Source organism: Coraliomargarita algicola (genome assembly GCF_033878955.1).
Classification (GTDB): domain Bacteria; phylum Verrucomicrobiota; class Verrucomicrobiia; order Opitutales; family Coraliomargaritaceae; genus Thalassobacterium; species Thalassobacterium algicola.
The window spans coordinates 5,226,208-5,242,604 of sequence record NZ_CP138858.1; the positions used below are offsets into that span (position 1 = coordinate 5,226,208).

9 protein-coding genes are annotated in these 16,397 nt (G+C 48.1%); all 9 read left to right on the forward strand.

Annotated features, from left to right (window positions below; all coding sequences use genetic code 11):
• The first annotated feature begins 199 nt into the window (after window positions 1-199).
• The 9 genes from SH580_RS21365 to SH580_RS21405 all read left to right on the forward strand — a co-directional run bounded on the left by SH580_RS21365 (window position 200) and on the right by SH580_RS21405 (window position 16,390).
• Window positions 200-3,403 (forward strand): chitobiase/beta-hexosaminidase C-terminal domain-containing protein, encoded by a 3,204-nt coding sequence (locus SH580_RS21365; RefSeq protein ID WP_319832836.1) that lies wholly within the window; start codon window positions 200-202, stop codon window positions 3,401-3,403.
• Window positions 3,404-3,415: 12 nt separating this feature from the next.
• Entirely contained in the window at window positions 3,416-5,062 is a 1,647-nt protein-coding gene (locus SH580_RS21370) for a hypothetical protein (RefSeq protein WP_319832837.1), read from the forward strand.
• Between the two features lie 43 nt (window positions 5,063-5,105).
• Window positions 5,106-6,686, forward strand: coding sequence for a hypothetical protein (locus tag SH580_RS21375; RefSeq protein WP_319832838.1), 1,581 nt, complete (start codon window positions 5,106-5,108; stop codon window positions 6,684-6,686).
• The gene (locus SH580_RS21380) at window positions 6,683-8,188 is read left to right on the forward strand and encodes a hypothetical protein (RefSeq protein ID WP_319832839.1); all 1,506 of its coding nucleotides are present in this window, start codon (window positions 6,683-6,685) and stop codon (window positions 8,186-8,188) included. The genes SH580_RS21375 and SH580_RS21380 overlap by 4 nt, the downstream gene beginning before the upstream one ends.
• A gap of 401 nt (window positions 8,189-8,589) precedes the next feature.
• Window positions 8,590-11,652 (forward strand): DUF1800 family protein, encoded by a 3,063-nt coding sequence (locus SH580_RS21385; protein ID WP_319832840.1) that lies wholly within the window; start codon window positions 8,590-8,592, stop codon window positions 11,650-11,652.
• 60 nt (window positions 11,653-11,712) lie between these two features.
• A complete protein-coding gene (locus SH580_RS21390; RefSeq protein ID WP_319832841.1) occupies window positions 11,713-12,873 on the forward strand; it encodes a DUF1501 domain-containing protein in 1,161 nt (386 codons plus the stop codon).
• Complete coding sequence (locus SH580_RS21395) at window positions 12,873-13,115, forward strand: hypothetical protein (protein WP_319832842.1); 243 nt, start codon at window positions 12,873-12,875, stop codon at window positions 13,113-13,115. Before SH580_RS21390 ends, SH580_RS21395 begins: the two co-directional genes overlap by 1 nt.
• A gap of 83 nt (window positions 13,116-13,198) precedes the next feature.
• Window positions 13,199-13,819, forward strand: a complete 621-nt coding sequence (locus SH580_RS21400) for a hypothetical protein (RefSeq protein ID WP_319832843.1) — start codon at window positions 13,199-13,201, stop codon at window positions 13,817-13,819.
• A gap of 126 nt (window positions 13,820-13,945) precedes the next feature.
• Window positions 13,946-16,390, forward strand: coding sequence for a glycosyl hydrolase family 95 catalytic domain-containing protein (locus SH580_RS21405; protein WP_319832844.1), 2,445 nt, complete (start codon window positions 13,946-13,948; stop codon window positions 16,388-16,390).
• Window positions 16,391-16,397 lie beyond the last annotated feature (7 nt).

Consider the following 16,397-nt stretch of genomic DNA (forward strand, 5'->3'; position numbering starts at 1 on the left):
CGAGGACTAGTGGCATCTCGAATCTGGAGCGCGTAAACGATGGTGTTACTGGCTTCTCTATTTGTGATGGTGATTCAAATATACAAATACAAGCAGGTGACAGTTTCACTTGGCGCTTAGTTCCTAGGCCTAGTCGGAGCGCAGTCGTTTAGTCGCTGCCTTTGATAATTTGTAAGAGATTTTAAAAATATAAAATTAGATGCTTAAAGAAATAAAAATACTCAGCTCATTGTTACTCTCGCTCAATATCCTCGGCGCTGCTGAAATTTATGTGACACCCAGTGGCAATGATTTAAATCAAGGCACTCAGGCCAGTCCACTCGCCAGTCTTGAGGGGGCGCGTGAGTTGATCGCGTCTAATGGACTCGCGGGTAAAGAGTCTGTAACAGTTTGGGTCGCGGAGGGGGAATATCACATGGCGAAACCGCTTCTTCTCGGACCAGGAGATTCGGGAACAGCCAGTGCTCCGATTTATTATCGTGCGATTGCTGGCGCCGAGGTGACACTGAAGGGCAGTCAGGCTTTGAATCCCGATGCGTGGAAGTCATGGAAGAACGGTGTTTACATGCAGTCACTGAAGGGCACAGCACTTGAAGGCGCTGATATTAATCAGCTCTTTATGTCAGACACGCGGATGATCCGTGCTCGCTACCCGAACTGGGATTTTGAGAATCCGCTTCGTTACGGTAAAGGTTATCTGACTGTAACGGGTGGATCACAAGAGCATCTTAATTGGAAGAAGGGGGATTTGGATGCAAAGCAAAGCCTTTGGAAGAAACCTCAAGAGGCCATCGTGCATGCCTTCCAAAAGAACAATTGGGGGAATATGCAATTTCGAATCGGCGATATTGATTGGGCGAATCGTCAGATCAATTTTGGGGAAGGAGGCTTGCAAATGCAGCGTCGCTCTGGCCTTGGGCTACATGGTAAGACGGCATCACAATACTACATTGAAAACGTTTTTGAGGAGCTGGATACAGAGTTTGAGTGGTATTTGGATTCCGATACGCAGATGCTTTATTTTAAGCCACCTGCTGACGTTGCTATCAGCGATGTGACTGTTGAGGCGGCGACGATTAGCCGGCTCGTCGAGTTTGTTGGAGCCCAGCACGTTCATTTCGAAGGCTTCCACTTAACACAGACACGTGCGACCTTTATGGATGCATATACCGATCTTGCGCGTGGCGATTGGGCGATTCATCGCGGCGGCGCGGTTTACTTCCTCGATAGTAATAACTGCTCGATTAAGGACTTTCACATCGAAGAGGTGGGTGGAAACGGAATCTTTGTTGATGGGCATAATCGCGAAATTCATATTTCGGGCTGCTTGATTGAGAATACTGGGGATAGTGGTGTCGCCTTTGTTGGAAATGAAAAGGCATATCGCGAATATCAAACATGGGTGTCGCGGTATCCAATTTCTGACTATACCGACTTTGAGGTTGGACCTAAGACAGATGACTACCCTGCTAACTGTAGTGTGAGTAATACAATTACTCGTGATGTTGGTGTCTATGGTAAGCAGACTTCAGGTGTAATTGTTTCAATGGCGATGGATATTACGATCAGTCATTGTTCAGTCTATCGCATCCCGCGTGCTGGCATCACATTTAACGACGGTGCATGGGGTGGACATATCATGGAGTTCTGTGACATCTATGATACAATCCTTGATACGGGCGAGCATGGCCCGTTTAATGGATGGGGGCGTGAGCGCTATTGGAATGGCGGAAAATCGCAAAAAGAGCTCGTTCGACTGGATGTGCTAAAGACCACGATTTTACGTAATAATCGGGTGGGGAACTACCGTGCAGGCGTGAGTGCGGGTAATTGGACCATTGATTTGGATGATGGTTGCTCGGATTATGAAATATATAATAATCTGATGCTCGGTTCCACGCTCAAGTTGCGTGACGGATATTACCGTAAGGTCTATAACAATATTATCGTAAGCGCGATCCCGATTGGCCTTCATTGCTGGTTCGAGGATAACAGCGAGGACATTTTTAAGCATAATATCACAGTCGTTGCAGGAGGGGCCGAAGGCTCAGGCCGCACTTCAGGCAGTGTAATCGGACCCGGTCTCATGCCAGACGATATCGGCGTCTGGGGCACCTTTGACTATAATCTATGGTGGAACTTAAATGCCGACGATTTCTCTGCGGGGCAGCATGCGCGGTCGTTAGAAGCATGGCAGGAGAAGCAGGGAGCGCACAGTGTGTTTGCAGATCCGCTCTTCGTCGATCCAGCCAACGGTAACTACCAAGTGAAGCCAGAGTCGCCGGCGTTGAAGCTCGGCTTTAAGAACTTTCCTATGGATCAGTTCGGGCACCGTATGACACGTATCATGCAGGGGTATCGCGAATTCACCGACACGGTTGAAGTGGTCATTCGTGCGGATGCGCGCGGCGGAGAAGTTCGTTACACGTTGGATGGTTCACACCCGACGAAGACTTCGACTCTTTATACAGATCCGCTCATCATTGATCGCACAACGACGATTCGAGCGGCGACTTTCAATGAAGTTGGGCATGAAGTCGGTTTTCCAGATGAAGCGACGGTGACTAAGGTTGAGAAGCTGGAGCGACAAAGTTGGTTAGCTTCATTGCTTGCGGGGGAGTATGTTGGCCCAGATGGAAAAGCTGGGAGCGCCAGTGCTAGCAGCCACGGTTCCAAGGAGATCAAAGAAACGCTGCCAGAGATCACGGGGCGTTACGTTCGTATCGAGTTGCCTGGTGATCGGCAGACGCTCTCTTTGGCGGAGGTGCAAGTCTTCGAGGAGGGGACTAATGTCGCAATCAAGGGTGTCGCCACTCAAATCAATACTCGTTCGGGTGCAGGACCAGAGCGAGCGATTGACGGTAACACGAGTGGTGATTATCAATTGAAGACGGTGACACATACGGAGCAGGATATTGCGAATCCTTGGTGGGAAGTAGATCTAGGCCGCAGTGTTGCGATCGAGCGCATTGTGATTTTTAATCGTAGTGTGATTCAGAATCGTCTGGATGGTTATACTTTGAAAGTGCTCGATACAGACCGGAAGGAAGTCTTCGTCAAGGCAGGCAACAAGTCTGCGGACAAGATGAGCTATGTCGGTGCTAATGCTGAACCGATACCAACGATGGAATTGGTGGGGATGGATTTAGTGACCATTTCCGATTACCCAGATTATATCGATGCCTCTGGTGGTCAGTTCTTCGGTGCCTTCGTGCGCCAGTTGGAAGCTAATTCGAAGGCTGCCAAAGCAGGTTTCAGAAACGGTGATACTTTGATTAAAGTTGGGGAGATGGACGTGCGTAATTTGAATGATCTGGATAAGGCGCTCAAAGCACAGCCTGGAGTGCTTACTGTGAAAGTGTTCCGTGGCTATGAGCATGTTGAACTTGAATTAGAGCGTTAGTTCTGAATTTGGATGAATAGTAAACCGACATATCTTTTTTTACGCCTGCTGGCTCCCTTTCTGGGAGCCGTGTTCCTTGCAGATGCATCAGCCAATGAGGAATGGCTGATCAACAGCCAAGCAGAATGGAGCGCCGCACTTGCTGGGCACACGAACTTGGAAGTTGTCGATGGTTCAGTCGTCCCGACAGCGCATCAAGCGAGCTTTACGAGTGTGTTCAAACAGTTCGAGGATGTGCGGGAGTTAGATTCCATCAAGTTTTCTCAGTCGGCTGTCTGGGAGAACTGGGAACCGATTCGATTCGTTCAGCCCAATCTGTCGGATGCACCTGTCTTGTTGAGCATGGGGCCGAAGAACTACTGGATGTTTGGACGCTATAATTCGGTTGAAAAAATGCAACAGCGTGAGGCCAGCACGAATGCCCGAAAAGGCGCATCCAATCCTTACGCGGACTATCAGTTGGACAGCTTTGTTCCGGAGGCTACGACTTTGGAGGGCTTCGATATGCCTTTATTGACCACACCTTACCCGAATCAATTTACTGCGCCGGGTGGACTTGAATTCCCAGAGCAGGGGTATCATGGTTGGCAAAGTAAGGACATGGTCAACTGGGTACATCATGGTTCGGTGACTAAAGGCCGTGCATATTTGGTAACCAGTGCTGAGATGGTCGGAGACCATGTGTATTTTTATTATGATTATCCAAATGATCAAGACCCTCACTTAGTGATTGATCGCGACCTGACCGATGGCATTGCAGGCGAAGACTTGGGCATGGTCTTTCAAGATCCATCGGATGGTTCAGATAGTGCGATCATTCGTGGATTGGATGGGAAATTTCACTTAATTCTGGAAGATTGGAGCCCAGTGAATGCTTCCACCCATGCTTGGGATTCACCACTCGCGATGCATGCTGTCAGTGATGATGGTATCCAGGACTTTAAAATCCTGGAGCCGCCGGTCGATGAGCGCACGACGCCTACGGGACAGTTTGCCGAATATGCGCATCCGCATTGGCATGCAAGTGATCCCAAAAACTATCCGGGGAAACCGTCTCCGGTGGATGTGCCACAGCACCGGATTAAAGCGGGAGACGTCGTGGCTTTTGCTCAATACGAAATCCATGAGCCCGAGCAGAATGCTTATGGTGATTGGGCTGCCATCGCGATTGGTGGGCAGCATTATCTCTTTTGTGATTATGATCCAGTGGGCGGTCACGGTCAAAAGTCGATGAGCGTAGGCTTGTTTACTGCATCGAGCATTGATGGCCCGTTCGAGTGGTGTGGTCATGTGGGGCAAGGCCACCCGGACCCCGATATCATGTTTGCCGAAGGGCGCTTTTATTTAGCCACTCAAACTGGGAGCGATTTCGTCAGCCCTGGGCCTTGGGTAGAAACTGTCGAAGTGCGCGTCGGGGTCGATACTACGAATGATGGAGTCGTCGATGAATGGTCGCAGTGGCAGGCGGTTTCTGAGCAATACGACTATATTCCGGGCTTCGCTAAGCAGGTGGCGAAAACGCCCGCACAGATGGATCTGTCCGGTTTACCCGCAGGCTACGGATTTCAGTTTGAAGTTAGAATGACGGATACCACCGAAAATGATTCAAAGCCGATTCTAGATCAAATGACGCTCTCTTTTGCTGAGCTCAAATTGTAATGATCTGCACTGAACTGTAACACTAAAATTTATTTATAAAAATATGAAAAAAATAGATAGAAAAATCCTTATTCCATTGGCTGCGATCGGCTTGAGCTGCACGATGTCTTCAGTCTGCGCAGAGTCTGCGGGTGCTTGGGTCATCGAAACTCAATCCGACTGGAGTGCCGCTCTGGCAGAGCAGACGGATGTAGAGCTGAACGATGGCCAGCTCGCTCCAACGCAGAAGCAAGCCAGCTTTTCCAGTGTGGTTCAATCGTTTAAACAGAAGCGCAAACTCGATTCGATTGAATTTGCTCAATCGACCGTATGGCAAAACTGGGAGCCGATTAAGTTCACGCAGCCCAATATGACGAATGCGCCGATTGCCATCAGTTGCGGACCGAATGATTATTGGATCTTAGGCAACTATAGAACCTTTGAGAATATGTCGAAGTTACTTGATCGGCAACGTCTGCATTACGAGCGTCGCAATAAAGGAGGCGAACCGTTTGTGCCCCCCTATAATATTGTCGATTTTGTGCCAGAGACAGTCACTTTAGAAGGCTACGATGTGCCACTTGAAACCACGCCTTATCCGAACCAATACAGGCTTAAAAATCCCCATGTAGATTATAAAGTTGGCGGTTATCATGGCTGGCATAGTCGAGACATGGTCAACTGGGTGCACTATGGTTCGATGGGGCGCGCAGGCATGGCCACGACTGCTGAGTATGTGGATGGAGAGTTATACCTGTATTATGATCAACCCAATGACCGTGATCCCCACTTGATTATTAATCGCGATATGAAAGGTGGAGGGCCTGCTGAAATGATGGGCATGGTATTTGATGCGCCGTGGGCGGGGTCGGATTGCGTTGTGATTCGTGATTTAGAGGGTAAGTTTCACATGATCTCTGAAAATTGGGGACCAGTGGACGCCTCCGAGCGTTCTTGGGATTCGCCACTCGCTACGCATGTCGTAAGTCCTGATGGCATCAATGATTTTCAGGTGGTCGGGCATGCGGTCGACGCGAGAACTGAGCCCACGGGGGTGATGGCAACGTTTAAACACCCTCACTGGGGGGATGATAACGTGGTCGAATACGAAGTGCATGAACCCGAGCAAGAAGCCTATGGTGACTGGGCTGCGATCGCTATTGGAGGGCAGTATTATCTCTTCTCCGATTATGACCCAGCTGGAGGTCATAACATGAGCGTAGGCATTTTCACCTCATCGAGTATTGATGAACCGTTCACTTGGTGTGGCAATCTGGGCGATGGGCATCCCGATCCGGACATTATGTTTGCCGAGGGGCGCTTTTATTTAGCCACGCAGACCAAGAGTGACTTTGTCAGCCCCGGCCCATGGGTGGAAACGGTAGAAGCCCGCGTCGGGGTGGATACCACTGGCGACGGTGAGATTAATGAATGGTCTGACTGGCAAGAGACCTCTGAGCAATACGATTACATTCCAGGATTTGCCAAGCAAGTGGCGAAAACCCCTGCGAAACTTGATTTGTCCGACTTGCCTGCTGGTTATGGCTTCCAATTCGAAGTCAGAATGACGGATACAACTGAAAATGAATCCAAGCCAATTTTGGATAAAGTCGTGCTGTCGTATGCGAAGGAAGGCGCTCAATGAGAAAGACAGGGCAGACCGGGCGATCCGTTATATTTATGTTAGGGGTCGCCACCTCGACCGTCTTTGCCGATCAGGCATGGATCATAGATACTCAAGCGGAGTGGGAGCAGGGTATCAGTGCCCAAAAGCAGCTTGAGTTTAAAGACGGTATGGCTACGCCCACAGCTTCAAGCGCGGCATTAAGGAGCACCCTCAAGCGTTTTAATGCCAAGAGGGAGGCCGGGATGTTGACAGTAAAGCAATCCGATCTGTGGCAAAACTGGAATCCGCGTCCGAATATCGGGCCAAAGTTGGGAGATTCTCCAGTGTTTATATCGGTTGGTCCTCAAGATTATTGGATGCTCGGTCGTTGTCATATGAAACCCCAAAGGCCCTTGGAGACGGTGACGTTACCAGGCTATGACGAGCCGTTACTGAAGACGGCTAAACCTAATGAGTTTGTCGCGCCGGGCGGCTTACAGCCACATGCGGGCGGCTATCAGGCATGGCATAGTCGTGACATGGAAACTTGGGTCTATTACGGCTCGGTGACCGAGACGTTTTCAGCATGGGTGACGACTGCCGAGTATGTGGATGGGAAGTTCTATATCTATTATGATTTTCCAAATGACCAGGATCCACATTTGTATATCGACGATGATCTAACCGACGGTAAGCCTGGCAAGAACATGGGCATGGCCTTTGAAGATCCATCGCACGGTTCCGACTGCGTCTTCATTCGAGACAAGGAAGGCAAGTTTCATGTGATCTATGAGGATTGGAGCCCCATTTTCGCCAATAAATATTCTTTCGATTCCCCTCTAGCAGGCCATGCAGTGAGTGAAGACGGGATCAAGGACTTTGAAATCCTGGCACCTGCAGTGGATCACCGCACAAATCCGACGGGCGTGATTAAAACCTATAATCACCCTCATTGGGTCAAGGAAGCGCCAGAGCGATTTTCGTCGAATATCGGCGAATATGAGGTGCACGAACCGGAGCAGAATGCCTATGGCGATTGGGCCTCCATTTGCATCGGCGATCAATACTATCTCTTTGGCGATTACGACGCCGCAGGTAAGCATTCTAGAGATGGATCGCACATGCAGGTCGGGTGGTTTACGTCTTCAAGCCTCGATGAGGAATTTACATTTTGTGGTAGTATTGGTGAGGGGCACCCCGATCCTGATATCTGCTTTGCCGAGGGGCAGTTCTATCTAGCGACGCAGCCAGAGATCGATTATGTCAGCCCAGGCCCATGGGTCGAATCTGTCGAAGTTCGGGTCGGGGTGGACACGACGAATGATGGAGAAGTGGATCAGTGGTCAAATTGGCAGGCTGTCAAGGAGCGCTATGATCACACGCCTGGATTCGCCAAACAAATTACACGAACACCAGCTGAAGTTGACCTGTCTGATTTACCTGCAGGCTACGGTTTTCAGTTTGAAATTAAAATGACGGATACAACTGAGAACGAGTCCAAGCCGGTTCTGGATAAGGTCAGTCTAACTTTTTCGAATTAAGAATAGTCACTGCTTTAGTCGAATTTTCAGATGGATACCCACGGGAGAGAGTAGATGTTCGTAAGAATATGCCGTCTGTCACATGTTCATGTGACAGACGTGCTGCGGGTGTATGATATTATGGGTTTATATCCTGTGAACTCCTGTTATTTAATAACGATAGATAGGTAGGATATGTCTACTGCCTATCAAACGCACCTAATCTACGAGGTGTGACTCATCAATCTACCCGATACCCTTAAGAATTGCGTCATTACCTCTTAAGTCTGAGTGCGAGAACTGAGCGCTTAATTGTTCAATAGTTCTATCGCCGAGGACATTGCTATGATGAAACGCAATCCTTCGATTCTATCTCGGAGCGATAGAGTTGTTTACTCCAATACTAACCCCTGATCAGCTACATGAACCCATTACAATTCGTGATGAATAGCAAAGCGGTCAACGCCATTGCCGAATTAAAGTTAATATCCTGTTTGCTGCTAGTGCTCTCGTTGAGTCTATCCGTGCAAGCAGTTAAAGCAGATCTAGTCATTGATACGATTGATCCTAATTCTATTGCAACATGGGCGTCTCGCTTAAAGGCAGGCCATTTTTTGGCTCAGGCTACTATGGGAGGAACTCAAGCTGAAATTGACGATTTAGCAGATCGCATTATCGAGATTGGAGAAGATGCTGCTTTCAATGAGTGGATCGATGATCAATTCAGCATGCCCTATGATTCATTTTTTAACTTTACGAAAGGTATGGTTGAGGGGGACGGATACACGTTTGATACCTTTTATGGCGATGACTCTACATTGAGGTTCGCTGTTCAGCGTTATTCCGAAATCGCTTGGTGGGATCGAGCGATTCAGGCTCAGGATCAACTACGCCAAAGAGTTGCGTGGGCGTTGATTCAGGTATTTGTTACCTCAGAACAATTCTCATTAGGAGCTTTTGCGAATGTCTCCTATTACGACATGCTTTTGAGAAATTCCTTTGGGGATTACCGAACTCTACTCGAAGAGGTCACCTATCATCCAGCCATGGGTTTTTATTTAAGTAGTTTGAAGAATGCGAAGGGCGATGAGAGTCTTGGTGTATTCGCGGATGAAAATTTTGCACGTGAAATACTGCAGTTGTTTTCAATGGGGGTGTATGAACTGGATATGAATGGTGATTATGTATTCGATCAAAGTTCAAATACTGAAAATTTGGCTCTGGGAAAGTCCACGTCCCAATCATCCGTCAAGGTTGGTGGCGTAAGCTCACGCGCCGTTGATGGCAATACCAGTGGTTACTGGTCCGAGGGATCGATTACCCATACACAAAACGAATTACAGCCCTGGTGGGAGGTTGATCTAGGAGCCAATCAGACGATTGGTGATATTAAATTATACAATAGACTCGGATACGAGGCGAGGCTCTCGGATTTTACGATTCAAGTAATTAATGCTGACGGAACTGTCACGTTTTCTGAATCAATTAGTGATCATCCAGATCCTGTTATGACGATCAATGCGGGAGGAGCGATTGGGCAGATGATCAAGATTCAATTGAATCAGAATGGAACATTGTCATTGGCAGAAGTAGAGGTGTTTGGGGGAGAGGCCCTTCGTCCCGTTGAAAATTATACCAATGAAGACATTAAACAATTCGCGAAGGTGTTTACTGGCTTAACGTATGCAGATGATGACGGTAACGTTGCAGCATCTTTTTACGCAGCTCCCAGAAATCACCACCATATGGCGATTTATCAGGATTTTCATGATACAACTGAGAAAACACTCTTACGCGGAGTCACGCTACCTGCTGGGCAGTCTGGTGATCAAGATATCTCTGACGCTTTAGACAATATTGCTGCCACGCCAAGTGTGCCTCCTTTTATGGCAATACGGTTGATTCAACGTATGACGTCGTCCAACCCGTCTCCAACATATATTGAAAACGTAAGTAATGTCTGGGCGAGCACCTCGGGCGATATGAAGTCTGTTATTCGGGCTATTCTTATGGATCCAGAGGCACGGGATTCATTTGAAATATCAACCTCACCTTATTACTCCACGTTGGGATCTGATAATGTTGCTTTAGGTCAAGCGACTTCACAGTCATCGGAAGTATATGGTGGTGTGAGTGCTCGTGCAGTTGATGGCAATACGGATGGAGTCTGGGCAGGAGGATCAGTGACACACACCGCAACTGAATCACAACCATGGTGGGAGGTCGATCTTGGTGAAAACCGCAGTATTGGATTAATCAATGTGTTTAACCGGACTGATCGGCACTCAAGTCGTTTATCCAATTTTACTGTTTCGATTATGGATGGGAATGGCGATGTGATCTATTCAAAAAACATTATTAACTATCCGGAATTGTCGGTTGCGATTGATCCAAAAGGAGCGACAGGGCAACGAGTCCGCGTTCAGTTAGATGGTGACGGGATCCTATCATTAGCAGAAGTTCAAATATTCGAAGCGTTGTCTGAAACGGATATAAATTTGGCTCAAGGAAGAGCGACGGCGCAGTCATCGGAAATATATGGCGGCGTGAGCTCTCGTGCGGTTGATGGCGACTCTAATGGGGTTTGGTCTGATGGATCTGTTACTCATACGGCTAACGAATCGCAGCCTTGGTGGGAAGTAGATCTAGGGAAGGACCAGATCGTAGGCTTAATCAATGTCTTTAATCGAACTGATAAGCACCCGAGTCGATTGTCTGATTTTACGATTTCTGTCATCGATTCAAGTGGTAGTGTGACATATTCGGAAAGTGTGAGTGAATATCCTGATCCGGTGATGACGTTCGATGCCTCTGGTGTTGCAGGTCAAAAAGTCAGAATTCAATTAAATGGCACTGGTATTTTATCCTTGTCTGAAGTCCAGGTGTTTGAGCCTACGGAAGCTGTAACAATACATGTAGATGTTGTGGATCCATTACATGGTAAAATTAAGGAGCCAATTTTATTGGTTACTCAGTTTCTTCGATATTTCAAAGCCACGAGTGATGAGCATGATGGGTATATCAAAATGTCGACGTCTTACTTTGATGTCATTGCTCAGCGACCGTTGAATGCACCCAGTGTATTCAATCATTACAGGGCAGACTACTCGCCGGCGCAAGGGCCGTTGTCCAGTGCCGCAAATGGATTGGTTTTACCAGAGGCTGAATTATTGCCAGTCAGCTTTATTCCGTTATACGAGGGAGTGTATGAGGATGCCGAAGATGCTGAGATTCTACAAGATATTAAGGTCGGGATGGACCCTGCGGTTCTTACCAAGATCATGGAGCATCGAGCGGGAAGTGTAAGTATCACATCGATGATTGATGAGTTGAATGCATATTTGATGCATGGGGCGATGTCTAAAACGCTGCAAGACGAGATCGCTTCGATTCTGAATGAGGATGAGGGGATGGATTACGAAAGCCGCTATGCGCGTGCGTTAGCGATAATCCTCAGTTCCGCAGAATATGCGGTAGTCCATTGATATAGGAAGCAACAAATCAGTATTATAACAAATCAGTATTATAACAAATAAGTATAAGTTATGAAAAAATCGATAAACAGCTCATCATCCATTTCTCGTCGTAATTTCCTCGGGAGTTGTGGAAAAATGACCACGATTTCAGTGCTATCCTCCTTTTTACAATTAAAGTTGGCTAACTCGCTCATGGCGGCACTCCCGACTGGTTCAATTACGGATTACAAAGCGCTTGTCTGCGTATTCCTTCATGGCGGCAACGATTCGTTCAATATGTTGACGCCGTATCTCCAGCCTGAATACGATCTCTATCAATCGGTTCGCAGCAACTTAGCCTTGGATCGAGAGAGCTTGCTAGCCATTTATGATACAGAGAACGCTGATCGCAGGTGGTATGGTTTGAATCCATTGATGCCTGAGGTTCACTCGTTGTATGATAGTCACCACCTTGCGTTTATTTCTAATGTTGGAACGTTGGTTCAGCCGACAACTGCGAATGACTATGTTAATGATGTTGGCTTGCCTCAGGGATTGTTTTCGCACTTGGAGCAGCAACTTGCTTGGCAGTCATCCATTCCTGATTCGATTAGTCAGACGGGATGGATTGGTCGAATGAGCGATATTATGAATGATTCGAGCACGACTGGAACCGAAACGGTTAGTATGAATATATCGACTGCCGGGGCGAACTTATTACAAGCTGGAGTACAGGTAGGTTCTGTTAATGTAGGCAGTGCTGGAGCTAATACACTAGGCGATTATAATAACACACCGAGCGTTAAGCAGGCCATAGATAAGTCCTTAGCGCAGAACTATAAAAATGTTATTCGAAATCACTATAATCACATTCGTAAGGAAACGATTGAGCAGGCGAATCTGATCGATGATGCGACTTCAGGTATAAGCCTTGCTACCGTATTTCCTAACACCTCAATCGGTCAGCAACTAAAGCAGGCGGCATTGTCAATTGCAGCCCGAGATCAATTGGGAGTGAAGCGTCAGACGTTCTTTGTCAGCATGCCTGGGTATGATTCACATGCTGCTCTTTTGGTGTCACATAGTAAACTGCTCCCAGAGCTCAGTGCCGCGCTTCAGGCGTTTGATAATGCGATGCTGGAACTCGGAGTCCATGATAATGTGACGACTTACACTGCGTCCGACTTTGGGCGTTCATTGACAAGTAATGGGGATGGCACCGATCATGGTTGGGGGGGAATCAAATGGTAATGGGTGGAGCACTCAAGACCACGAAGACGATCTACGGATCCTATCCGGAGGACTTAAGTCTTGGGTCTGCTACCGATGTCGGTCGGGGGCGTCAGCTGCCGACAACCTCAGTCGATCAGCTACACGCGGAACTCGCACATTGGTATGGTGTTCCGAATGACAGTAACATGGAATTAATCCTCCCGAACATCCGTAACTTCTGGGCGGCTGGTGCTGCGCCTACCTTGGGTTTGTTTAGCTAGACGTTTTTTCGTTCAACTAATTTGGCCATCCGAGCGATCAACCACGGGTGGCTTTTTAGTTCGTGAGACACTTCACTTCGTTTATGAGAAAGCCATTCATAGTTACTTTGATCGTATTATCCGCTATTGCGGTTTATTGCTTTAATCGGAGTTCACCCGAGCCTCAACAGAGCCAAGGTGATTACATTGAATCGGGGAAAGTGCTACGTCATTCGCCTCAGTCTGGAAGAGAAATAAGGGAGCGGGGGACTGAGCTTAAAGCTTCGGAGAATTCTGCATTCTCTCCTCCTCAGCGCATTCCTAGGAATCTCCAGCCATTTGATCAGCAGGCTGCATTGCTTCGAAATGACCCAAACGCACTGTTTCCCGCCGCAGAGAGACTCGCAACCACGGGGTTACCCGAGGCAAGTTATATCCAGAGCTTACATAACCTATTCGATGAATATGCGATTATAGTCAAAGATGGAGGCTATCCCACTGGTTTGAATGTTGAAATCACGAACGCACTCTTGGGGAAGAATCAGCAGAAAGTTGCTGTATTGCCGAAGTCGCATCCTCGAATCAATCAAGCGGGAGAGTTGGTCGATCAATGGAATACGCCTTATCACTTTCACTTAGAATCGTTACGGGTAGTAACGATCCGTTCGGCAGGCCCCGACCAAGTGTTTTATAGTGAAGATGATGTATTCTTTGCGAATGAATGAGGTCGTTGATGTCACATGATTATGCGACGGACAGATTTCCAAGGAAGCTGTAATATGACGCCCACATTCAAGCTGTAAGATCTACTAAATAACCCAACCACAATACTCAAAATAAAACCCATAAATATGAAGCGTCTGAATAGAATACTTATAGGGGCACTGTTTCTGACTGCATTCAGTTGCTCGGCCTCTGAAGAGGTTGCTGCTGAATCAAGAGCGCAGGACATCGATTGGCCGTCCTTTATCGGGCAACAGGATATGAAGTGGGAGAGTCAAGTGCCGAAGGACTGGCTGCAGGCGCCGTATCTCGGCAATGGTATGCTCGGGCTGTTGTTGTTCCAAGAAAGGTCGAGTGCTAAGAATCCCGAGGCAAGCAATGACAAGAATGTGCTGTCTCTCCACGTCGGTCGTGGAGACTATTATGACAATCGACCTTCAGTTAAGGGGCAGGACCATACTTGGATCTACCGTGGGCGTCTGCCTATCGGATTCTATCGGATACGCTCTAAGGGCGATGTGACTGGAGTCGATTGGCGTTTGGATCTGTGGAACGCCAAGTTGGTCGGCACGGTTCAAACTTCGGTTGGCAGCTATCAGATCGAAAGTGTGGTGCATGCAGAGTTTGACTCTTTCTATTTTAAAGTACTTGCCGAAGGCGATGAGACGGTGGACTTTGAGTGGCAGCCTCAAGAAGCGTATTCGCATCCGCGCAGAGTGTGTGAGGCGAATGTGGCACGTAAACAGGCGAATGGAGAGGAAATCAAAGGCATCGATAAGGCCTTCACCGCGATGCCGTATCCGAAGGCTCCCGAAGTTGAAGTTTCGATGAGCCCAGAGGGGAACATTAGCCGCCAGGAGCTCTATGCGGAATCGGGCGAGTTATTGACTGCATGGAAGGTGATCGAAGATGCGACTACTCGCTCGAAGACTTTGGTCGGTTCCATCGCATTTTCCCAAGAAATGGGGCAGGCACTTCCTGAGGTGAAGGCTAATATGCGTCGTGGTCTCCAAGAAGTTGAGGAGGGGACTTACCTTGCGAATCACGAACGTTGGTGGAATGCGTATTACCCGCAGAGTTTTGTGTCGATATCAGATGATTTCTGGGAGCAGTTTTACTGGTTACAAATGTATAAATTTGCATCGGCGACTCGTTCAAATGGGATGATGCTGGATGTGATGGGGCCTTGGTATCAGCCAGGGTTTTGGCCAATGATTTGGACGGATTTAAATGTGCAGCTGACTTATTGGACACATCTCACCGCAAATCGCTTGGATGTCGGGGCTTCATTGGTCAACAAGACGGACCAATATGCACATAATTTGATCACCAACGTTCCAGAGGAGTGGCGTGAGGATTGCCTCAATGCGGGCACGATTTTTCCTGCAGACATGGTGGCTCCTGTCGGAAAAAACGTGGCGGATCACATGATCTGGATGTTGCACGATTACTGGCTACAGTGTCGCTATGCGGATGATGCTGAAAGAATGCGAGACGGTCTCTTTCCTCTGCTGAAGCGGGCGTTGAATACAAACCTGCGCTACATTGAGGAGAACCCAGTCGATTTAGATGATGGGAAAATCCATTTCAAGCGCACCTGGTCGCCTGAGTATCCGGGCGGCACTGGTATGGATGTGAACTACACCATCGCGTTGACGAAATGGGCGGCTGAAACCCTGCTCGACATCAACCGCGAGCATGACCTGAATGATCCGAAAGCGGAGGCATGGCAGCACTTGTTGGACCATTTGGTGGATTATCAGGAGGATGAAAGCGGTCTACGGATCGGTCGTGACATTCCATTTGATAAAGCACACCGGCACTATTCGCATCTTCTAGCGTTCTATCCTTTATACGATCTGACGCCAGATAAGGATCGCGATCTGCTGCAACGATCGGTGGACCATTGGTTGAGGATTACCCAAAACTTAGACAATAAAATGGATGATGCTAGATCGGTAACTGGCTACACCTGCACGGGGGCTGCGTCGATGTATGCTTCTTTAAACGACGGCGATACCGCTCTTAACTATTTGAGAATGTTGCCGTTTAATAACGTGTCGTGCACTACGATGTATGCTGAAGGTAATCCAGTAATTGAGAGCCCCTTTTCGGCGGCAACTGCTATTCATGATATGCTGCTACAGAGCTGGGGGGATACCATCCGTATTATGCCTGGCATGCCGTCCTCGTGGAAGGATGCACATTTCCGTTCCTTGCTCTGTCAGGGCGGTGTAACGGTGAGTGCTGATCGCAGTGAGGGGAAGTTAACCCATGTGCAGATCGATTCACCCGTACGTGAGCGCAAGATCGTATTCAAAATGGAGATGTCTGAGCCTCAGTTTACTGTCATCGATTCACAGGGGGCTGCCCAATCCGTCTCACTGCTGGCAAATGCGGATGGGTTTTATGAAGTTGAGTTGCCAGCTGATGCATCGCTTCGTGCGATTGCAGCAGGCACCGATTTATCCGCGATCAATCCAGTGAAATCGTCTGGCGATCGCGCCAACATATTCGGCTTGAACAAACGCTACGAAAGCGTCGTGAATGGCTTTAAAGAAGCGCGCAAATAGCATTCCT